This window comes from Rhodococcus sp. EPR-134 (genome assembly GCF_001647205.1).
Classification (GTDB): domain Bacteria; phylum Actinomycetota; class Actinomycetes; order Mycobacteriales; family Mycobacteriaceae; genus Rhodococcus_F; species Rhodococcus_F qingshengii.
Genome location: NZ_LVCT01000063.1, coordinates 1 through 21,451, shown reverse-complemented (window position 1 = coordinate 21,451; position 21,451 = coordinate 1). Strand labels below are relative to the sequence as shown.

Genomic DNA, 21,451 nt, shown 5'->3' with positions numbered 1-21,451 from the left:
GCGACCATGCGCGCCGCACCCCAACCGGCGAGCCAGAGCGCCACGAGCAGGATGAACTTGACCACCAGTCCGCCGTCGATCACGGTGCTCAACGCTGCGATCAGTGCGTCCTGGGGAACGGCGCGGGCCGCGGCGTCGGTGAGTCCGAGGGCGGAGTCGGTCAGGTACGAGCGCGGCGTGCTGACGGCGTCGCGCAGCAGGAGGTAGCCGGGGCCGAGCAGCGGTCCGAGGATCAACAGTGCCAGCGCCAGGCTGTACGCCGCAGGCAGGTAACGGCGGTATCCGGCTTGCACTGTCATGACGCGCACGATACGTGGTGCATCATTACTGCCATGCCTCGCCAACCACTCGATCGCGCCGCCGCGGCCGGGGTCGGCATGGTTTTGGTGGGATCGATGACGGCCAATGTCGCGTCGTACCTGTTGGCATGGTTGGCCAGCCGATGGTTGGGTCCGGTCGGCTACGGCGAGTTCGCGAGTCTGCTTGCCGCCCAGTTGGTACTTGCGGTTCCGGCTTTGGCGTTGCAGACGGGGGTCGCCCGCGAGGCGGTGCGTGGCAAGAGCACAGATGCGTTGCGGTCGTTGGGGTATCGATGCACCGCGATCGTCGCCGTCCTCGCGGTGGCGCTCACTCCGGCGATGGCGTGGCTGCTCGACACCGGAATCGTGGCGTCGTTCTCGGCATTGGTGACTGCGCCCATGTTGGTTCTGCTGGCCACGGAGCAGGGGTTGTTGCAAGGACACGGTCGATTCGGCACTCTCAGCGCCGTACTGGCAGGGGCCGGGGTGATGAAAGTCCTTCCGGCAGTGATCGTTCTGGCTTTCGGCGGCGGAGCAGGCGCGGCATTGGTCGCGGGCGCGGCCGGAACTGCGTTGCTGGTGGCGATAGTTCGAGTGGTCGACCGAACCGTCTCGGTGAGCGAGGACCGTCCGGTGCGTATCGGCGTCGTCTCCGTGCTCGCGGCGTCTCAGGTTCAGCTCGCGCTGATCGCGTTGTCTTCGCTGGACCTGCTGATCGTCCGTGTCGTTCTCAGCGAATACGACGCCGGTGTCTACGCACTCGGCGCCGTCGCGACGAAGGTGGCGTTCTGGCTGCCACAGGCAGTGGGCGTCGTGCTGTACCCGAAGATGGCGAACCCGGCGCACTCGGCGCAGGCGGTTCGCTCGGCGTTGGCGGTGCTCGTCGGTATCGGCGCCGTCCTGGTTCTGGGGGCCGCGGTTGCCGGCCCGCTGGTGCCGATGCTCGTGGGCGACGCGTACGCCGCCGTGGCTCCGATGCTGTGGGCCTTCGCCCTGCACGGTGCAGCGCTGGCGGTACTCCAGGGTGCTTTGCTGTCCGCAATCGCGTCAGAACGCACACGAGTGGCCGTTCTGGCGTGGGCAGGACTGGCCGTGGAGGCGACGGTGATGCTGGTGTGGGCGAAGACGCCGGGAGAGTTGATCGGCGTCGCCGTGGTGGTTGCGTCGACGACGGCGTTGGCGGTGTCCGTCGCCGCAGTGCGAAGTGCCGACCGCGCCCGGCCGGCACCTCACACCGGCGTCAGTTCTCCAGACGCGTGAACAAATCGTCGAAGTAGTCGAGCGTACGCATCGCGGTGTAGACGGATCCGTAGTTGATGTTCCCACCCGTGTAGACGACGTTGTCGCCTTGTACTGCGCGGATACGGTTCCACATCGCGCGGTCGTCGCTGACGGGATCCACGCCGGGCGGGGTGGTGACGATCATTCCGTCGGCCGAGTCGAGGGCAGTCACGAGGTTTTCGGTAGAGATCTCCTTCTGTCCCTCGACCGGCCACTGGAGCTGGACGCCGAGGTCTTCGGCCACCTGTGTGGAGATGCCCTTGCGGTTGACGCCGTTGACCTTCTGATTCACGTAGTTCAGCAGCACGATCTGCTTGCTCGCCAAGCTCGGGGCGTGGCGTTCCTTCAATCCGGCTGCATTGTCCTCGTACGCTCCGATGACCTGACGGACGTCGGGGTTCTCGGTGCGATTCAGCCAACTCGCCAGCTGATCGATGTTCTCGCGCCACGGGCGCGTGAAGTCCATCGGAAGCACAGGCGCTGTCTGGCTCAACTGCTGTAGCGGCCACATGTCGGAGGCCTCACCGATGTCGGTGCAGATGATCAGGTCCGGTTCCAGCGCGAGAATTGCCTCGACGTTGACCGGTGCCTCGAACACCTGTGCCGTGGGATCGGCCGGAACCCACGGCTCGGCGGCGTCGAAGCTGTACGCGATGACCGGCAGGCCCATCGCAACGGCTGGTTCGAGGTCGAGTCGGGAGTCGATGGCGACGACGCGTTTCGGTGTCACCGGAATGTCGTAGGTTCCGAGCGAGGTCGTGACCGTGCGCATCCCGGCCGAATCGCCCTCGGTACCGGCGGACCTCGCGCAACCGGCGGCGAACAGCCCGGAGAATGCAGCCGTGCCGACAACAAATCTCCGTCGCGTCAGATCGCTGACACAGATGTGCGAACCCAGAACTGTTGATGCGGGCATGTGGCTCCTCGTGTTCGGGGTGGTCTGGACTTCCAGAAAACGCTAAGCCCGCAACCACGCGGAGAGAACGACGCGTTGCGCCAATCCGTACGCCGATCCGGCAACAAAGCCCCGAAACGCAGCAGAGCGCCCCTTCCGTGTGGAAGGGGCGCTCTGCTTACTGTCTGAATCAGTCCTTGCGCAGATCCGGACGCGGAATCACCTGAGTGTCGTCCGAGGTCCAGTCGTGCTCACCCGGAGCCGGCTCGGGCGAGCCCTGGCCGCTGGGATTCTGGTTCGTTCCGCCGTGTGCAGCGCGGGCCGGAGTTCCGCCCTTGCCGCCGCGAATGCCGAGGAAGATACCGGCGATCAGCGCGATGACGCCGAGCACACCTGCCACGATCGGGACTGTGCGGCCGAACAGCGAGAGCTTGTCCATGCCGTCACGTGCCTGCTGGACCTGGTACTCGATGGTTGCTTCGTCGAAGGGCAGCGTGACCTTGAGAACCTCGACGTCGACCGAGTCCTTGTTGCGTCCGTAGTACTGGTGCAACTGCTCCTGGCCCTTGACGACGACGCCGGTCTTGGGCTCGACCCACAGGTCACGGACGTTGGTGTACCAACGCGTCATCGTGATCGGAGTAGCGCCACCGGGAACGCCCCAGGTGTCGGCGGGCAGGCTCAGCTTGTTGGTGGGGGAGTTGACGACCTTCGACAGGTCGACGGGATCGATCGTCTGCTGGAAGTGGTACACCTTCAGACCGTTGATCTCGGTCTCTTCGACGAAGTCGATGTCCTTCGTGGCGCGAGCGTTCAGGTCGAAGTAGGGGTAGCTCTTCTGTTCCGTGTTGAACGGGAACTTGTACTGCAGACCGTCGCGGGAAACTTCTTCGGCGGGCTGGTCGCTGGACGTCTGGACGGTTCCGACCGGATCGTTGGTCGGCATCGAGCTGACGCGATCGAGCGTGACGCGGTCCAGGGTTGCGGTCAGCAGTCCGGTGTCACCCTGCTTGTCGGTACGACGGACGGTCTGGCCGGCTTCGACGGTGATGATGTCGGCGTCGGACGGGTCCTGCGTGGTGACGTAGCGCTGAGCGACGATCGGCACGTTGGTGTCGACCTGTGCCTTTCCGCCGAGGAGGGCCGCCGAGTTGAGGACGCTACCGGTGCCTGTGGCGACAGTGGTCACCTCGAGGTCGAGTGGCGTCTTCTCCAGCTTGCCTACCGTGTAGGTAGGAATGAGGATGGCGATGGCCAAAAGGAAGGCACCGAGGCCCACCAGAATGCAAGGAAGTATCCGGCTCGGCCCTGAGCGTTCCGCCATGCTGTGACTCCTAACCCGTTAAGTCTTTCGAGGTTCCCCAACCGGCACAATATGAGCTGCGCAGATCGCATGGGGCCCCCGATGGACACCATGTGTGGCAGAACACTAACAGTCCACCGGCCCGGTTTGTCGCATGAGGGCATGAATTGGCCAGGCATTTTGTTGTGAGTCCCTGGTGGTTTCCCTCAATCGGCCTGGGGTGCACACTTATCCGTGATGATCAGTTCCACGAATTCCCCTCAGACGGTCCCGCCACAGGCTCGGGGCTTCGTTCCGGCTTTGGACGGTATGCGTGGATTGGCGGCGCTCGGTGTCCTCGTCACCCATGTCGCGTTCCAAACCGGTGAAGCGCAGTCCGGCGCGATCGGGCGCGCGTTCGGTCGACTCGATCTCGCCGTAGCGGTGTTCTTTGCCTTGTCCGGATTTCTCCTGTGGCGCCCCCACGCGGCAAAGGCCCGCGGAATCGGGCAGCCGCAGTCGACCGTCCGGTACTGGATCTCCCGCGCGACGCGAATCCTGCCGGCGTACTGGGTGGCGGTGGTGCTGATCCTGCTGTTCCTGCCCGGAGCCGGCGGGGGCTACCAAGTGTGGCTGGCGAATCTCGGGTTGGCGCAGGTCTTCGTGCCGTTGACACTCACCGAGGGCCTCACGCAGATGTGGAGCCTGTCGGTCGAGGTTGCGTTCTATGTTCTGCTACCGCTGTTCGCGTATCTGATGGTGCGACTACGCGGAAACTCGGCCCGGTTCCGGCTCCCGCTTCTGCTCGGGGTGTCGGTGTTGGCGCTGACGTGGGCTTTCATTCCGATCCCGACTCCGGACGCCATTCACCACGACAACTGGCTGCCGGGCTACCTGCCGTGGTTCGGCGCCGGCATGGTGCTGGCCGAGCTGGCCGTGGGCCCGTCGACGTGGATGCATCGCCTCGCGCACCGGCGGGTGCTCCTGACCCTCATTGCCTTTATCGCCTTCGTTCTCTCGTGCACTGATCTGGCCGGGCCCGAAGGTCTGGTGCGGCCTGAGCCGTGGCAGTACGCGATCAAGATTGCACTCGGTGCGATCATCAGCTTCTCGTTGATCGCTCCACTGGTTCTGCGCGATCAATCGCAGCATCGATTCCTGGCGAGCCCGCTGGCGCTGGCAATCGGACGCTGGTCCTACGGCCTGTTCATCTGGCACCTGGCCGTATTGAACGCTGTGTTCCCCGTGTTCGGCATAGTTCCGTTCTCGGGCAGCTTCTTCTACGTCCTGGCCCTGACGGTCGTCCTGAGCGTCGCTGTGGCCTCGGCCAGTTACGCCTTGGTGGAGGAACCGGCGCGCGTCGCGGTGACGCGCTGGGAGAAGCGTCGCCACATCGGTGAACCGGCAAAGGGCAACGCGGCCAACCCGGTCACGACCAAGGCCACCAACATCGAGAACTGAATCGCGAACGAGTCGCCCACGTAGCCGCCCGGTGCCCGCCACGGTCCGGTCGAGAGCAGCGTGATGCCGATCATCGCGGCCACGCCGGCGGTGCCGACGAGAATGCGTGCGGTCCGCGCCGGGCCGAAGATTCGCAGCGCGGCAAGTCCGAGGATCGAGCACACAACTGCGATCGCCGCTCCCACTCCGCCGCCGATGACGGTGGCCGCCGCGAGTACGCCCACCCATCCTGCCGCGACGCTGCGCCACGGTCGGGGTGGTGTGAGGGGCTTGGGCTCTCGGCGAGTGGGGACAAGAGCCGCGAACAGCAGCGGGATCAGCAACACGAGCCCGCCGAAGATGCCGAGGCGGTACCAACGGTCGCTGGGGAAGTCGATGGTGACGGTTCCCGCGGTGCCTGCCGGCACGATCCAGCCCTGCTGCCAACCGTTCACGACCACCGGCGTCAGCTCGGAACCGTCCGGCGCCGTGGCGATCCAACCGATGCTGGTGCTCTCGGGATTGACGATCAGCTGATCGGCGGACGAGTTCGTGACGGTGAGTTCGCGGTGATTCGCCGTCCACGCGGTCGATTCGAGCGGTGTATTCCGCTGCGCGGCTGAAGGACCGACCGTCGCCAGGTCGAGATTGTCGACCGAGAATGCGGGGCCTGGTTCGACGACCACTTCAGGCTGTCCCGCCGGCAAAGTCGCCGAAGCGTCCAGACCGCACACACGTGCCTCGACGGGTGCGCCGGTCCGAAGTTGCGTCGCCGTCGCCGTGATCGAGGTGGGGAATTGCTGTCCGGCAACCGAAATGGTCGGGCCGTCGCCACAGGTGACGGTGACGGTGCGGTTGTCGAATGAGTCCGAGCCCTGCACTCCCGAACCGGCGATCGGGGTTCCGTCGGCACCGATGACGCCGACCTCGGCGAGGCCGGTGGGCTGCGCCTGGGCGAAGCCGAGCGCCGTCTGATCGAGGACCGGTTCCCAATCGGTGATGCTCAGGACGATCTTGTCGGTGACGAAGGGGGAGAGGGTAATTCGACTGGTTCGAGGCGTGTCGTCCGAGGGTTCGGGCAGCTCTCGCACCTGCGGCCCGTTGCCGAGATTCACCGCGACGCTGGTCGGCAGCGACGGCAGGGTGCCGAGTCCCCGGGTGATGTCCAGGCCGGTGACCAGGGTGGGCTCGGGAAGATTGAGAGTCAGCGTCGGTTTCGGGCCGCCCGGTTCTGTGGTGCTCTGCGGCGCCGACCACGTGGTGCGTGCGTCGCCGTCGGTGGCAGCGAAGGCAGATCCGCGTGTGTCGCCGATGTCGCTCGAACCCGAAGCCGTGATTCGGCCTGGGACGGCAAGCAGATCTTCGAGGGCGTTGCCCTGACGCGCCCGGACGGTCAGTGTCGGTGCAACGACTGTATTTTCGGGCACCGTGAGTGTGCGTTGGAAACGGCTCGGCTCTTCGGGTATCGCCATGAATGCATTGCTGCACCGCACGCGGTCGGTCGAGTCCGCGCACGCGTTGCGACCGGGGAACTCCTGGCTCAGATTCCAGGCGTTCACGGATGCGCCCGTCGGCGTATTCGGCAGGACCGTGTCGAAACGGATCGGTACGGTCTTCGGTGCGCTGCGATCGGAGAAGTCTTCGACGGAGAGTTCGCTGATGCCGAACTGTGTTCCAGGCGATCCGTTTTCGGTGTGAGTCGCTGTGATGCGTACCCACGGAGTGGTGCCGCCCGGGATCGAGACGGTGATGGGCTCACCGGGACGCTCCACCTTCACCGCTGTGCTGCCGTTCGGTGTCGAGACCTCGAGCCATTTGACGGGAGCACCGATTGCCGCGGCACTGGTGGTCAGATGAAGCAACCCGCTGGAAATCGGTGTGTCGAAGTCGATCTGCAACCACTGGCCCAGGGCTCGCTCGATGCCGTTGCTGAACCAGCCGGTGGCGGGATCGCCGTCGACCGTCGACGCGGGACTGCTCGACGGTGAAGTGCCGCCCAGCTGGGTGGCATCCGAGGCGGCGCTGGAGACGGTGATCGAAGCTCCGCTCCAACGGCCTTCCACGAGAGGCGTGTTCGCAACCGGGTAGTCGGGCACCAGATTGTAGGTACGACGAGCGTCGTCGGGGGTGCGCAGGGCGGAACTGTGGTTGTCGACCTGACCGAAATCGGTTTCCCGATCGCGCGGTGTGTCGGTGACGGTGACAGAATCGACGGGCAGTCCCGCAGCTTCGGCGTCGGCGGCAAGAATCATCGGCCCGGTCCCCGGAACCAGCCCGCTTTCGTGAAGTCGCACAGACGATTCCGGCCCACCTTGTACACGCGGAACCTGGTTCAGGTCGACGGAGTACGGGCCGCTGACCGCCGGGGTGCCGTCGGGCGGGGTGACCTCGAAGATCTCGATGGCTGGGTAACCGGGCCGCAGATCGCTGTCCGTGACCAGCCCTTCGATCGGTTCGGGGCTGTCGTCTTCACCGAAGTGGGCGACTCGCTTGATCCCCGGCGAGCCTTCGACCGCCTGGTGCACGAGAATCGGCCTGGCCGAGCGCGACGTTTCGCCGTCGAGGTCGTTGCGCATCACCAGGTAGTGGATGCCCTGCCCCAGCAAGGTCTGTGCGAGGCCGTCCGACGGACGTCCGTCGGCGATGAGACGTTGCACCGAATCGAGCGCTCGGATGGCGCCGGGAGGGGTCAGCGGGACCGAGTCACGTACTGCCCACGGCGTACTCGCCAACGCCTGAAGCGGTTCGTCACGCGTCAGACCCCACACCTGGCTGCCGAAGGGCGCTCCCGGGACGACCAGGGCACGTTCGGCTTCCGATCCGGGGGAGGTGTTGTCCTCGAGCCACTGCGCCGCCTCGTTCCAGTACGAGGGGACGTCCGGATAGGCACCGCGGGGAGCGAGCTTTCCCGTCCAGGCCAAGGCGGTCGAGAGGGTGAGGGCAACGAGGATCAGGCTGGTCAGTGCGACCATCGGTTCGCGCTCGGGATGGGCGAACGAGCGGCGCCATCGGGGGAGTGGAACCGATCCCGGCAGTGGCACTTTGGCCAGCAGGTGTGCGAGTCCGAGCACCAGCGGCAGACGGACCAACGGCTCGAGCTTGTGGACGTTGCGCAGCGGCGCGCCTGCCGAGTCGAGGAACAGGCGCACCGACTCCGACACCGGCGAGCTGAGTTCACCCACGTAACCCGCGGCCAGGCCGGTGATACCGACGAACAGGATGAGCGTCAGCCGGCCGCGAGCAGGCATGGACCGCATGCAGAGCCCGGCGAGGCCGGCGGCGGCAACCAGGCCGGTGGCGACGACTGCTGCGGGTTGGGTGACCAGGACGGCGCCGGCAATGCGTTCGGGGGAGACGAACGGGGTCCAACTGTCCGTGCCGCGAAGTATCTCGGCGAGCGATGCCCACTGAGTGGTGACACCGGCGGACTCGATGTAGTCGAGAAACGGTGGGCTGATCTTGCCGAGCAGAAGTAGCGGCACGATCCACCAGAGGGTGCCGAGAGCGACGAACAGCGCCCACCACGCGGTGAACGTCAGCCATGTTCGGTTGGGTTTGTGCGAGAGCCACCAGATGATCGCGACCAGGCAGGCCGCGGCGGTGGCGACGGCGTTGATCGAACCCATGAGTGCGACGGCAAGTGCGGATTGTGCGGCCAACCGCCTCAACCCCCGTGAGTGGTCAGGGAGTCCAGGGACTCCTTTTCCACGCACAGGGCCGAAGGCCAAAACCACCGGCAACAACACCCACGGCGCCAACATCATCGGAAGGGTTTCCGAGGAAATCGAACCGAGCGTGGTCAGCACGCGGGGAGAAAGAACAAAGGCAACCGCTGCGATCACGCGCGAACTACGGCTGCCGATGCCGAGAGCCTCGGCAACTCGGATGATGCCCCAGAAACCTGCGATCAGAAGCAGCGCCCACCAGATGCGCTGGGTGACCCACGGCGGAACGTTCGCCAACTCGCCGAGCGCGAAGAACGGCCCGTGCGGAAAGAAATATCCGTAGGCCTGGTTTTGAACCTGGCCGAGCGGGGCCTGACTACTCCACTGATGCGAGGCGCGTTCGAGAAAACCGAACGGATTCTGCGTCAGGTCGTACTTGGTGTCAGCGGTGATCAGACCCGGCGATTGCAGAAAAGTGAGAAGAAACGCTACGACGGAGGCGCCGAACAGCCACCGCTTCGACAGGGGCTCTGCCGACGGGGCGGTGTCTACCGAAGACACCGCTGCGTCGGCGGAAGAACGGGAACTCGCGAGGCCTGCGCTCTCAGCGGCTGCCGTACTCAACCTGGTTCAGCACGGAAGAATCTGCGTTTCCGCTGCGGTCGATCTCGGGACGAGTGTTGTCCGACGCGGCGGCCGTGACACCGAAGATGACGCCGGCACCCAGAACGGCACCGATGACAGCGCTGGCCACACCGGGGACAAGGAACTTCGTCATCGCGGATCTCCCAATTGGTCGTTAGTCGGTCGTTCGCGGTCGGACGGACTTACCGGCCCGTACGAACTGCTCGGGTCAAGGTATCACCCGCACTCGAGAATCCGGACGATTACCCTCGTGACGTGCTGGTCAGTCGAGGGTTTCGGCGCCAAGCGCGGTCAACAGAGTGCGCAGTTTCGTGGACGTCTCGTCGAGTTCGTCCTGCGGATCCGATTCGGCGACAATTCCACCACCCGCGCTGGCCCAGGCGTTGCGGCCGTCTGCACTGATCTCGGCGCAGCGGATGGCAACCACCCAATCGCCGTCACCGGCCTCGTCGCACCATCCCACGGCGCCGCCGTAGAAACGGCGCGGCTCCTCGGTCTCGCGGATGACTTTCAGTGCCGCGTCAGTGGGTGTTCCGCACAGCGCGGGCGTCGGATGCAGCGCGATGGCGAGGTCGAGCGCAGTAGTGTCGTTTCGCAGTGTGCCGCGGATCGGGCTGGCCAAGTGCCAGACCTCGTGAGTATTGGTCAGTTCGGGACTTGGCGGCACCGACAGATCACTGCACATCGGTTGCAGGACCTCGCGGATCCACGACGTCACGAAGGCGTGCTCGGCCAGATTCTTCGTCGAATGCAGAAGGCTTTCGCCTGCCTCGCGGTCTTGATCGGCGTCGGCGGATCGCTTGGTGGTCCCGGCCAACGGGCGACACGTCACGACGCGCCCGCGTCGACTGACCAATACTTCGGGCGTCGCGCCGATCAGGCTGTGGCCCTCGAATTCGGCTCCCGCAGCAGAGAGGTCGACGGCAAAGGTGTTGGCGACGGGATTGAGCGCCGCCATGCGTGCGGCGAGCGCGGTTGGGGAGATCGGGGTCTGCGTGCGAAGTTCCACAGTGCGAGCCGCGACAACCTTGTCGATCTCTCCACTGCGGAGGCGTCCGATCAACTTTTCCACTCGACGAAGATGCTCCGACGACGACGGGATCTCCCGGTCAACCCGGGTCGTGGGCAGGGCCTGGGGATCGCGCGGTTGCCACGGCCGCGACGCGATCGTCGCCTCGGCAGGTTCGTACAACGCCGTTGCGGCAGCCGGGTCGAAGGGGAGCGCTCCGACGATCAGCTTTGTCGTACCTGCCGACAGAGCGTGGGTGGCCGCGTCGGAGCTGTCGAAGCTGCGTTGTACGCCGCGGGTGACCACGCTGTGATCGGGGCGCGAGAGAACAAAACCGTCCATGGTGCTTTCGACACTAGTCGGCCACGGATCAGGAATGCGCGAAGGTCACTTCCCCGGAGGGACGATCAACACCGGCCGATGACTGTGACGCAGAACATGATCCGCGACGCTGCTCTGCAGTAGCGACCGCAAACCCGTGGTGCCGCGGGTGCCGGTCACGATGATGTCGACGTCCAATTCGTCTGCGGTTTCGACGATTGCAGACCAGATCGCGGATCGGCACTCGGCGCTTCTACCTTCGACGGTCAGGCCTGCGGCCTCGGCCAGTGCGACGCCCTCGGCGAGGGTGACTTTGGCGTCGGTGTACGCGATGTCCTCGACGTCGTCGTCGGGAACCCACTCCGGTTGCATCACCCCGGACAGGCCGGACATGCGAGCGGCCTGGCGAACCATGGGCTCCCAGGCAGTGACGAGAACAGCACGATTGGCGGAGAGGAAACGCCCCGCATAGTCGACTGCACGCTTGGCGTTGTCGGAACCGTCGTACGCGATGAGCATCAGACCTTGTGGCATCACGACCTCCTCGTCAGCGGGGGAATCGGTTCTCTTCCAGGCTACCGTCCCGATGTGCCCGTGAGGGAGTGTATGGGTACCGGGTCCGTTACGGTCGAGGTATGCGGATCAAGTTTCTGAAGGCTGCAACGACCATTGCATTGTGCGGAGGGTTGGTTGCGGGATGCTCGGGCGAAAACGGGACCGCCGATCCGGTTTCGAGCGCCCCGACCAGCACCAGCACCGATATCACGTCGACGCCTGCGGCATCGAGCTCCGCACCCGTCGCCGCATCGTGCGGTAGCGACCTTCTGGCTTCGCTGTCCCTGCGTCAGAAACTTGCCCAGCTGCTCAACGTCGGCGTCACCGGGACCGACGACGCATTGTCGATAGTCCAGAACGAGGAGATCGGCGGCATCTTCGTCGGAAGTTGGACCGATCAGTCGATGCTCACCAATCGTGAAGTGCCGCAGGTTGCTTCGGCGTCGAAGTTGCCGTTGATGGTGACGATCGACGAAGAAGGTGGACGGGTTTCGCGCGTCGCGGACATCCTCGGGCCCGATCCGTCGGCCAGGGAAACGGCGCAGACCATGACAGTGGAACAGACGTACCAGATGGCACTCGAGCGTGGACGCGGTTTGAAGGATCTCGGGATCACCGTCAACTACGCCCCCGACGTCGACGTCAGCAGCCAACCCGACGACTCCGTGATCGGGGACCGCTCGTACTCCGACGACCCCCAGACCGTGGTTGCCTACGCCGGTGCGTACGCGCAGGGGATGCGCGACGCCGGAATCTTCCCGGTGATCAAGCACTTTCCGGGGCACGGCAGCGCGTCGGGTGACTCGCACCGCGGTGAGGTGACCACGCCGCCGCTACAGGATCTGATCGCATCGGACCTGATTCCCTTCCGTGAACTGTCGGGGACCGGGGTCGGCGTCATGATGGGTCACCTCGAGGTTCCCGGTCTGACCGAGCCCGGTACCCCTGCCAGTATCAGCCCCGCAGCCGTTGCGTTGCTTCGCGACGGAGTGGGTTACGGCGCAGCGCCGTTCACCGGCCCGGTGTTCACCGACGACCTCAGCGGCATGCAGGCGATCACCGACCGATACGATATTGCCGACGCGGTTCAGGCTGCGCTGGTGGCTGGAGTCGATCAGGCATTGTGGCTGACCACCGACGACGTTCCGCGGGTTCTCGATCATCTCGAGCAGGCCGTCGCGTCGGGTGAGCTCCCGCAGACGCGGGTCGATCAGGCTGTGGTCACAGTTGCCGCTGCCAAAGGTGCCGTGACCTGCTGAGTCGAAGTCAGGATTCGACGCACAATCTTACCGTAGAGTAAGATCGACATTTACCCTGTGGTTGGAGGAAGCATGGCCGGCGGTACCAAGCGACTGCCACGCGCAGTGCGTGAGCAGCAGATGCTCGACGCGGCTGTGGACGTGTTCTCCGACAGGGGGTTTCACGAAACTTCGATGGACACCATCGCAGCCAAGGCCGAGATCTCGAAGCCGATGCTGTACCTGTACTACGGCTCGAAGGAAGAGTTGTTCGCGGCGTGCATTCATCGTGAAGGGCTCCGCTTCCTCGAAGCGCTCGCCCCGGCGGGCGCGCCGAACCTGACTCCGCGTGAACAATTGCGCGCCGCTCTCGAGGGCTTCCTCGGGTTCGTGGGCGCAAACCGCAAGTCGTGGATGGTGCTCTACCGTCAGGCAGTCGGGCAGCAGGCTTTTGCGGGCACCGTGCAGTCCAGTCGCGATCGGTTGATCGAGTTGACCGCGCATCTGCTCGAGTCCAGCACCAAGGATCCTGATGCCGCGCACGATTACGGGATCATTGCCATCGCGCTCGTCGGCGCCGGTGAGGCGGTAGCGGACCGGGTTGCGGGTGGGGAAATCGAAGTGGATGCCGCAGCGGATCTACTCGAATCCCTCGCGTGGCGCGGTCTGTCGGGCAAGAAGAAGTCCGAATAGCTCTCAAACCAATCTGAGCGAACGTACCTTTCAGCGCATCCAAGGCGCCGAAAGGTACGTTCGCTCAATTGGGGCGGGTGGGAACCCGACAAAACTCAGGTCAGCGCAGCGTCGCAGTGACGTGCGGGTAACCCTTCTTCGGGTGGCGCAGTGACAGATCCCAGCCGTCGTCGGTGCGATCAGCGTAGGCATTCAGCGTCGCCGGTAGCAGAATCGGCTTCCCGAAACGCACGCTGTAGGTGACCTTGTCCGCGACGGACCCCTCGACGGTCCGCAGAACTGCCGCGGCACTCCACATTCCGTGAGCAATGGTCTTCGGGAAACCGAAAGCCTTCGCGCCCAGAGACGAGACGTGAATCGGATTGCGGTCGCCGGAGACAGCGGCGTACTTGCTGATCGTGGTCTGGTCGACGCGGATGGTGCTCATCGGCATCGGCGGGACCTCGTCGGCCTTGGGCTCCGGACCGGGCTGGCCGGACAGGGAGGGCTTCTGCTGGTTCAGGAAGCTCGAGGTCTGTCGCCAGACCAGTTCCCGTCCCACCCGAATTTCGGTGATCACGTCGATCAGCAGGCCCTTGCGGTGCTCACGCAGGTTCTCGGCATGCACCGAGAGGTCCAGCGGTTCGCTGACGGAGATGGGCCGCAGTGATTCGATGACGTTCTCGGCGTGAACGGAGCCGACGGCGGCGAAGGGGAAGTCCTTCGACACCATCAGCTTCATCACGGTCGGGAAGGCCAAGGTGAAGGGGTACGTGATCGGCAGAGTGTCGCCGAACCGCAGTCCGGTCACGCGGCAGTACGCCGCCAGATTGTCGGTGTCGACCTTCAGTCCGGTGAGGGTGAAGGTCTGCTGTGGCACCGAGCGCGAGTTGGACTTGTTCCACGGCAACAATCCCAGTACCGCGCGGGAGTAGATGTCGAGGGTCTTCGGCTGCTCGGTGAGCGCGACGGTCTTTGTTGCCATCATGCGCCCAGGAGGCTCTGGCCGCAGACGCGAACGACCTGTCCCGTAACGGCATTGGAGGCCGGGCTGGCGAAGTATGCGACGGTCTCGGCGACGTCGACGGTCTCGCCGCCCTGCAGGAGCGAGCTCATGCGGCGGCCGGCTTCGCGGGTGGCGAAGGGGATGGCTGCGGTCATGGCGGTCTCGATGAAGCCCGGTGCGACGGCGTTGATGGTGATGTTCTTCTTCGCCAGGACGGGAGCTTCGGCGTGTACGAGACCGATGACGCCGGCCTTGGAGGTGCCGTAGTTGGTCTGGCCGCGGTTGCCCGCGATGCCGGCGATGGAGGAGACGTCGACGACGCGGCCGCCTTCCTTGAGGGCGCCCTTCTCGACGAGGTGCTCGGTGATCTTCTGCGGTGCAAGAAGATTGACGTTCATGACCATGTTCCAGCGGCCCTCGTCCATGTTGGCGAGGGTCTTGTCGCGGGTGATGCCGGCGTTGTGGACGATGATGTCCGCTCCACCGTGACGCTCGAGGAGGTGAGCTGCGAGGACCTCGGCTGCGTCGGCTGCCGTGACGTCGAGGGCGAGGGACGTGCCGCCGACCTTGTTCGCGGTCTCGGACAGCGCTTCGCCGGCGGCCGGGATGTCAGCGCAGACGACGTGCGCGCCGTCGCGGGCCAGGACCTCGGCGATGGTGGCGCCGATACCGCGGGCTGCGCCGGTGACGACGGCAACCTTGCCTTCGAGCGGCTTGTCCCAGCTTGCGGGCGCGACGGAATCTTCAGCGCCGACGACGATGACCTGGCCGTCGACGAAGGCGGACTTTGCCGAAAGGAGAAAGCGCAGAGTCGATTCCACGCCGGAGAGTCCGGTGGATGCCTTGGGGGAGACGTAGACCAGCTGAGCGGTGGAGCCGCGCTTGATCTCCTTGCCGACGCTGCGGGTGAAGCCTTCCAGAGCGCGCTGCGCGACATGCTCGTCGACGCTCGACGTTTCTTCCGGCGTCGTGCCGAGAACGACGACGCGAGCCGACGGTGCGAGGTTGCGGATCACGGGCTGGAAGAACTCGAACAGCTGCTCGAGCTCGCTGACCTGAGTGATTCCGGTGGCGTCGAACACGAGTCCACCGAAGCTGCTGTCGTGTGCCTGAGCCGCCGGGTAGTCGGAGAGCAGTACGCGAAGTGGTTCTGCGAGTCGACCCTTGCCGCCGATGAGGACAGGTCCGGCGAGTGCGGGTTCTCCTGCTTTGTATCGACGCAGGTTCTCGGGCCTGGGCAGGCCGGCCTTCGACGCGATGAATGCGCCGGGGGCGGACGAGAGGAACTGTGAATAGAGGTCGGGAGCTCCCTTGCTGGCTGCCACGGTCCTACCTTCTGTTGTGTTTCGGGTTGTCTCTCACCGGGCAATCGAAAGAATGCGGCGATAGACAAGTAACTTACTACTGAGTAAGAATAGTCTTCAACAGGTAATCGCACCATCCTTGGAGACGCAAGTGACAAGCAAAGCCCGTTCAAATGCAAAGCCCGCCGCACCGCGCACTGCACCGGCCGCAGCCGCTGCAAATTCTGCAGGTCAGCGCCGTCCGGTTGCGATCGTCGGCGGAAATCGCATTCCGTTCGCACGCTCGGACAAGGCGTACGCACAGGCGTCCAACCAGGACATGTTCACTGCGACGCTCGACGGTCTGGTGAGCCGATTCAATCTGCAGGGCGAGAAGCTCGGCATGGTCGTCGGCGGTGCGGTGCTCAAGCACAGCCGTGATTTCAATCTCATTCGCGAGTCCGTTCTCGGCAGCGCGCTGAGCCCGTACACGTCGGCGTACGACCTTCAGCAGGCGTGTGGCACGGGACTGCAGTCGATCATCGCCGTCGGCGACGCCATTTCGGCCGGCCGCATCGATTCGGGCATCGGCGGCGGCACGGACACCACGTCCGACGCCCCGATCGGCGTCAACGATCAGGCGCGCGAGTTCCTGCTCTCCCTCAATCGCGCGAAGTCCACGGGCGACCGCATCAAGCTGCTCGGCAACGTCCGTGCGGGCATGCTCGGCCTGGAAATTCCGCGCAACGGCGAGCCTCGCACCGGCAAGTCGATGGGTGACCACGCTGCGATCACCGCCAAGGAATTCGGCATCAAGCGCGAGGACCAGGACGAACTTGCCGCTGCCAGCCACAAGAACATGGCAGCTGCCTACGACCGCGGTTTCTTCGACGACCTCGTCACCCCGTTCCTCGGCCTGACCCGCGACGACAACCTCCGTCCCGGTTCGACCGTCGAGAAGCTGTCGACGCTCAAGCCCGTCTTCGGTACCAAGCTCGGCGACGCGACGATGACGGCAGGCAACTCGACGCCGCTCACCGACGGCGCTTCTGCAGTGCTCCTCTCCACCGACGAGTGGGCAGCCGAGCGCAATCTTCCGGTTCTGGCGCACCTCGTCGATTCCGAAACCGCTGCCGTCGACTACGTCCACGGCAAAGACGGGTTGCTCATGGCTCCCACGTACGCGATCCCGCGTTTGCTGGCCCGCAACGGTCTGACCTTGCAGGACTTCGATTACTACGAGATCCACGAAGCCTTCGCTTCGGTGGTTCTGGCAACCCTGCAGGCCTTCGAGTCGGACGAGTACTGCAAGGAACGCCTCGGCCTCGACGGCGCATTGGGATCGATCGACCGAAGCAAGCTCAATGTCAACGGATCGTCCTTGGCTGCAGGTCACCCGTTCGCGGCAACCGGCGGACGTATTGTGGCTTCCCTCGCAAAGATGCTCGCGGAGAAGGGTTCGGGCCGCGGCCTGATCTCGATCTGTGCGGCCGGTGGCCAGGGTGTCACGGCGATCATCGAGCGGTAACCGCTCCACAATCTCCCCATGCGACTGAAAACTGCGCTCACCTGCAGTGATCGTCGCGAGGGGATGCGTAATCGGGGATCCGGCCACGAGGGGTGGCCGGATCCCCGAACTCTTTGCAAACTTTTTCGCGCAGGCGTGTAACGCTGCAGAATAGCTACCGATATTCATGACAGCCCCGTGTTGCTGCCTGACCCCCGACCTGGCAGCAGCGCGGGGCTCTCGTATGTCCGGATATCCTGTATTGAGTTGTCGGTGAGCGCCGCAGCGACGGTTGATGCAGCGAGGAGCCAACAGGTGAGTGACGAAGAGGGTCCGTCCGTCGAGAAGACGAACAGCGAGGACTCGTCCCTCCCGGAACAGGAACTCGAGTCGGTCGAGGAACCTCAGGCGGTCGAAGAGACCGAGTCGGTCGAGGAACCCCAGTCGGTCGAGGAACCCGAGGCCCCTGAGGACACTGAGGCCGTTGTCGAGGCTGAATCAGTAGAACCGGAACCAGCCGAAGCACCAAGGCCTGTCGACGAAGAAGCAAGCGATTCCACGGAAGCGACAGTCGACGAATCGGCAAACGAGGTCACCACCGTCATCCCTGTCGTCCCAGCGGAGGACGCACCGCCGACGGAAGTAGTCAACTCGGCTCCGGCGACAGAAGCCATCGACGAGCAGACAGAGCAGTTCGAGCCCCCGGCAGTGGTGGTTCCCCCGAAGCCGCCGCGTCCCGAGTTCGTGCAGCAGTACGACACCCAGCAACTCGAACCCATCCAGCAGCAGTACGAGCCTGTTGTCCGAGAACCAGAGGTAGTTGCACCCCCGGCGCCGCAACAACCGGTGGCGCCCGCTTCGCAGTCTTCCCGCAAGTGGGTCAAACCGGCGATAGCAGTCGGCGCCATCTTTGCCGTCGCAGCGATTGCCTACGGAGTGGACATCTTCACCTCGTCCGGGAAGACACCACGCGGCACTCAGGTCGCCGGGGTGGACATCGGTGATCTCACGCCCGCCGACGCGGAAGCCACGCTGCGCGCCCAACTCGGCCCGAGGCTCGTCGAACCGGTAGCGGTACATGCAGGCGGCGTCGACTCCGAGATCGTTCCCGCGTCTGCGGGTGTGGACGTCGACTGGTCGGCGACGCTGTCGGGCGTGAACGCTCAGCCCATCAACCCGATCACCCGTATCACGTCGTTCTTCGGCTCCCGCGAGGTGCCCGTGGTGTCGGCAATCGACCAGGGTGCGTTGGATGCGTCGATGGCGCAGCTCGCGGCGAACAGCGATCGTGCGCCCGTCGAAGGTGCAGTCGTGTTCGAGAACGGGAAGGCGACTGGTGTTTCGCCCGCTGCCGGTCAGGCGCTCGAAACGCAGCAGGCGGGTTCGACCTTCGCCGCTGAATGGTCCGATGGTGGCGTCGTCGATCTTCCGGTCGACGAGGTTCCGGTGACGGTCACTCAGGCCGGTGTCGATCGTGCGCTGCAGGAGATCGCTATTCCAGCTGTCTCGGGTGACGTAGTGGTCAACGGCCGTGACGGCAAGGTCGCGACACTCGGCGTCGATCAGATCGGCGAGGTTCTGACCTTCACACCCGACGGCTCGGGTGGGCTGACTCCGCAGTACAACACGGATGCTGCGATCAAGATTCTGACTCCGCAGTTGGCGTCGACGGAAGTACAACCCAAGGACGCGTCGTTCACCTTCGCCGGTGGCAAACCGTCGGTTGTGCCCGGTGTCGTCGGTGATCTGATCAACTGGCCGGACACGGTCAAGGAACTTCCGGTTCTGTTGGGCAGCACGGCTTCTCGGGCAACGCCCGCCGTGTACGGACCGGTCCCGCCGGCGTTGACCACCGAAGCCGCGGAGGCCCTCGGCATCAACGAGGTGATCGGCGAATTCACTACCGGTGGTTTCGAATACGCGTCTGGTGTGAACATCGGCCTGGCCGCGTCGGAGATCGACGGGGCCGTGATCAAGCCCGGTGACACGTTCTCGCTCAACGAGTACACGGGCCCGCGCGGTGCGGCGCAGGGATACATCGAGTCGGGGATCATCAACAACGGTCGCCCGGACAAGGCTGTCGGCGGCGGTATCAGCCAGCTCGCGCCGACGCTCTACAACGCGACGTATTTCGCAGGTATGGAGGACGTCGCGCACACCGAGCACAGTTACTACATCTCGCGGTACCCCGAGGCTCGTGAGGCGACCATCTTCGATGGTGCGATCGACCTGCAGTTCCGTAATCCGGCGAAGACCGGCGTGATGATCGAGACGATTGCGACGTCGTCGAACATCACCGTTCGGATCTGGGGAACCAAAACTGTCGATGTCACGTCGACGACCGGCCCGCGGACGTCGCCGACGTCGCCGAACACCGTGACCTTGCCGGAGGGGCCTGGCTGTGTGGCTTCGAGCGGTGCGCCCGGGTTCACGGTCAGCGACACTCGCGTGATCACCGACCACGCGAGTGGCGCCGAGATTTCCTCGAACACCCGGACCGTCAAGTACGACCCGGTGCCGATCGTGAAGTGCGAGTAGGGAACTACTTGCCGACGAGTGGGCCGAGGGTGCGGCCCGCGAGGTCGACGATGCCTGGCTCTTCGCCGTTGGTGATCAGGTTGATCACGACGCCGTCGATGCCGTGGTCGAGGATGCGCGTCTGAACCTGCTCGGCGACGTCGTCCGGGCTGCCGACGAAATGGCGTTCGGTGGCCTTGGCGACCACGTCTTCCGGCGCCGTGGTGATGTCGAGGCCACGCTCCGCGAGAAACGTTCGCTGATGGGCGCGAGCCTTGTCGCCGTCCTCGTCGATCATCATGAACGTGAGGAAGCTGGTCTCGAGGGTTGCGGGATCGCGACCGGCTTCGTCGCAGCGTGCCGCAAGTGCTTCCATCTTGCGCGGCAGTTCCGACGGGTCGCAGATGATGTTGAGGTGATCCGCGAAGCGAGCGGCGAGGCCGAACGTCTTTTTCTCACCGCCACCGCCGAGCAGGATCGGCAGGTCGTCGCGGACACGAGGCTCGTTGATGGCGTCCTTGACGTGGTACCACTTGCCGTCGAAGGTGGGGCGATCACCGCGGAGCATCGGCGCGATGATCTGCAGTGCTTCGTCGAGTTTCTGGAAGCGCTCGGTGAATGTTCCGAACTCGTATCCGAACGAATTGTGTTCGAGTTCGAACCAACCGGCGCCGATGCCCAGGATGGCCCGACCGCCGCTCACCACGTCGAGGGTGGTGACGGTCTTGGCGAGCATGGGCGGATTGCGGTAGGTGTTTCCCGTGACCAGTGCAGACAACTGGATGGTCTCGGTGGCCGTCGCCAGCGCGGAGAGCGCCGAGTAGGCCTCGAGCATCGGGGCGTCCGGCGCTCCGATTCCGGGGAGTTGGTAGAAGTGATCCATCACGAATGCAGTGTCGAAGCCTGCGGCTTCGGCTTCGCGGGCCTGCGCTATGACGGTGGGGAAGAGGTCCTTGACCGGACCGCCGTAGCTGAAGTTGGGCATCTGGTATCCGAGGCGAGTGCTCACCGTTTCGACGTTACTCGCGATCGGTTGACCTGGCACGATTTTACCAACTCTATGGATTCCGTTGTGCTGGGCAGACTTCCGGAAGTCAGAGAAGTTCTTCGGCCGCTTCGCGTCGCTTGGCTCGCTGCTGGTGAAGCTTGACTGCCGCGATTGCGATGCCGCCACCGACAATTCCGCCGACGAGAGCGCCGACCCAGGTAGACGATTCTTCGTAGGAATCGAATTTGAGACGCGCCATGATGCCGACTGCGGCGACGAGGTACAGCGCGATGCTGATCACCACGCGAGGGCGGCCGTAGGTGGACAGCAGGTACACGTCCACATCGCGGCGCTTCGCATAGATGATCGTGATCAACGAGCCGAACAACGCAACGATCAGCAGGGCGAGCGAGATCCACGCCCCTGTTCGGCCGGCGACCCAGGGCAGAATCGCCGAGCTGACGAATATTGCCCAGAAGACACTCTGGAGTCCCACCGCCGAGGCTTCGTTCCAGACGTCGCGCTGACGCTCGTCCTTGTAGAAGTCGTCGTCCAGATCGCCGACGAACCGCATTGCCTTCATCATGGTGCTCATGCCGTCTCCTCTGGAATTTCTGTGGTGAGTTCCGATTCGGGTAAGGGGAAGAGCGCTTCGACGGTGGTCCCCAGCGCCAGGGCCAGGCGAAGTGCCAGGTAGACACTCGGTGCATAGTCACCGCGTTCGACGGAGACGATGCTCTGTCTACTCACCTGACCTGCCGTGGCCAGTTGCGCCTGGGTGAGGCCGGCGAGGCGTCGGTGCTCCCGCACGTTGTTGTCGCCGGCCTTTCCAGTCATGCAAAAAGTAA

General features: G+C 64.6%; 16 protein-coding genes and 2 pseudogenes. 6 read left to right on the top strand and 12 right to left on the bottom strand.

The window, feature by feature from the left end; translation table 11 throughout:
* Window positions 1–299, bottom strand: a pseudogene (locus A2J01_RS03180) (hypothetical protein); the annotation flags it as partial.
* A gap of 33 nt (window positions 300–332) precedes the next feature.
* Between A2J01_RS03180 and A2J01_RS03175 the strand changes: the two are divergent.
* Window positions 333–1,559 (top strand): lipopolysaccharide biosynthesis protein, encoded by a 1,227-nt coding sequence (locus A2J01_RS03175; protein WP_064111913.1) that lies wholly within the window; start codon window positions 333–335, stop codon window positions 1,557–1,559.
* Here the strand turns inward: A2J01_RS03175 and A2J01_RS03170 are convergent.
* Window positions 1,540–2,496 carry an ABC transporter substrate-binding protein gene (locus A2J01_RS03170; protein ID WP_064111911.1) on the bottom strand — a complete coding sequence of 319 codons (957 nt, stop codon included), beginning with the start codon at window positions 2,494–2,496 and terminating at the stop codon, window positions 1,540–1,542. The genes A2J01_RS03175 and A2J01_RS03170 overlap by 20 nt on opposite strands.
* Before the next feature lie 169 nt (window positions 2,497–2,665).
* Window positions 2,666–3,799 (bottom strand): DUF3068 domain-containing protein, encoded by a 1,134-nt coding sequence (locus A2J01_RS03165; protein ID WP_007734539.1) that lies wholly within the window; start codon window positions 3,797–3,799, stop codon window positions 2,666–2,668.
* A gap of 216 nt (window positions 3,800–4,015) precedes the next feature.
* On the opposite strand from A2J01_RS03165, the pseudogene A2J01_RS34915 reads away from it, so the two are divergent.
* Window positions 4,016–5,065, top strand: a pseudogene (locus tag A2J01_RS34915) (acyltransferase family protein); the annotation flags it as partial.
* Between the two features lie 23 nt (window positions 5,066–5,088).
* On the opposite strand, the gene A2J01_RS37315 reads toward A2J01_RS34915, so the two are convergent.
* The 4 genes from A2J01_RS37315 to A2J01_RS03140 all read right to left on the bottom strand — a co-directional run bounded on the left by A2J01_RS37315 (window position 5,089) and on the right by A2J01_RS03140 (window position 11,371).
* Window positions 5,089–9,423, bottom strand: a complete 4,335-nt coding sequence (locus A2J01_RS37315) for an alpha-(1->3)-arabinofuranosyltransferase (protein WP_064111909.1) — start codon at window positions 9,421–9,423, stop codon at window positions 5,089–5,091.
* Between the two features lie 43 nt (window positions 9,424–9,466).
* Entirely contained in the window at window positions 9,467–9,640 is a 174-nt protein-coding gene (locus A2J01_RS34910) for a DUF2613 domain-containing protein (RefSeq protein ID WP_003945488.1), read from the bottom strand.
* Window positions 9,641–9,769: 129 nt separating this feature from the next.
* Window positions 9,770–10,858 carry an isochorismate synthase gene (locus A2J01_RS03145; protein ID WP_064111908.1) on the bottom strand — a complete coding sequence of 363 codons (1,089 nt, stop codon included), beginning with the start codon at window positions 10,856–10,858 and terminating at the stop codon, window positions 9,770–9,772.
* A gap of 45 nt (window positions 10,859–10,903) precedes the next feature.
* On the bottom strand, window positions 10,904–11,371 hold the full coding sequence (locus A2J01_RS03140; protein WP_058039142.1) for a universal stress protein: 468 nt from the start codon (window positions 11,369–11,371) through the stop codon (window positions 10,904–10,906).
* A 101-nt stretch (window positions 11,372–11,472) separates the two neighbouring features.
* Here A2J01_RS03140 and A2J01_RS03135 point away from each other — a divergent pair, with 101 nt between their 5' ends.
* Together A2J01_RS03135 and A2J01_RS03130 are read left to right on the top strand one after the other, a co-directional pair.
* Window positions 11,473–12,651, top strand: a complete 1,179-nt coding sequence (locus A2J01_RS03135; protein ID WP_064111906.1) for a glycoside hydrolase family 3 N-terminal domain-containing protein — start codon at window positions 11,473–11,475, stop codon at window positions 12,649–12,651.
* Between the two features lie 72 nt (window positions 12,652–12,723).
* Entirely contained in the window at window positions 12,724–13,323 is a 600-nt protein-coding gene (locus A2J01_RS03130) for a TetR/AcrR family transcriptional regulator (RefSeq protein ID WP_003945885.1), read from the top strand.
* Between the two features lie 100 nt (window positions 13,324–13,423).
* On the opposite strand, the gene A2J01_RS03125 is transcribed toward A2J01_RS03130, so the two are convergent.
* Both A2J01_RS03125 and A2J01_RS03120 read right to left on the bottom strand, forming a co-directional pair.
* On the bottom strand, window positions 13,424–14,287 hold the full coding sequence (locus A2J01_RS03125) for a MaoC/PaaZ C-terminal domain-containing protein (RefSeq protein WP_064111905.1): 864 nt from the start codon (window positions 14,285–14,287) through the stop codon (window positions 13,424–13,426).
* Window positions 14,287–15,633: a 3-oxoacyl-ACP reductase gene (locus A2J01_RS03120; RefSeq protein ID WP_003945596.1), complete on the bottom strand. Its 1,347-nt coding sequence runs from the start codon at window positions 15,631–15,633 to the stop codon at window positions 14,287–14,289. The genes A2J01_RS03125 and A2J01_RS03120 overlap by 1 nt, the downstream gene beginning before the upstream one ends.
* Window positions 15,634–15,763: 130 nt before the next feature.
* On the opposite strand from A2J01_RS03120, the gene A2J01_RS03115 reads away from it, so the two are divergent.
* On the top strand, window positions 15,764–17,119 hold the full coding sequence (locus A2J01_RS03115) for an acetyl-CoA C-acetyltransferase (protein ID WP_003945465.1): 1,356 nt from the start codon (window positions 15,764–15,766) through the stop codon (window positions 17,117–17,119).
* Window positions 17,120–17,413: 294 nt separating this feature from the next.
* The gene (locus tag A2J01_RS03110) at window positions 17,414–19,636 is read left to right on the top strand and encodes a VanW family protein (RefSeq protein WP_064111903.1); all 2,223 of its coding nucleotides are present in this window, start codon (window positions 17,414–17,416) and stop codon (window positions 19,634–19,636) included.
* A gap of 4 nt (window positions 19,637–19,640) precedes the next feature.
* Here A2J01_RS03110 and A2J01_RS03105 read toward each other — a convergent pair whose 3' ends face one another.
* The 3 genes from A2J01_RS03105 to A2J01_RS03095 all read right to left on the bottom strand — a co-directional run bounded on the left by A2J01_RS03105 (window position 19,641) and on the right by A2J01_RS03095 (window position 21,440).
* Window positions 19,641–20,624: an LLM class F420-dependent oxidoreductase gene (locus A2J01_RS03105; protein ID WP_007734562.1), complete on the bottom strand. Its 984-nt coding sequence runs from the start codon at window positions 20,622–20,624 to the stop codon at window positions 19,641–19,643.
* A gap of 85 nt (window positions 20,625–20,709) precedes the next feature.
* Entirely contained in the window at window positions 20,710–21,198 is a 489-nt protein-coding gene (locus A2J01_RS03100; protein WP_047269556.1) for a hypothetical protein, read from the bottom strand.
* Window positions 21,195–21,440 carry a helix-turn-helix transcriptional regulator gene (locus A2J01_RS03095; protein WP_007734566.1) on the bottom strand — a complete coding sequence of 82 codons (246 nt, stop codon included), beginning with the start codon at window positions 21,438–21,440 and terminating at the stop codon, window positions 21,195–21,197. Before A2J01_RS03095 ends, A2J01_RS03100 begins: the two co-directional genes overlap by 4 nt.
* Between the last annotated feature and the right edge of the window lie 11 nt (window positions 21,441–21,451).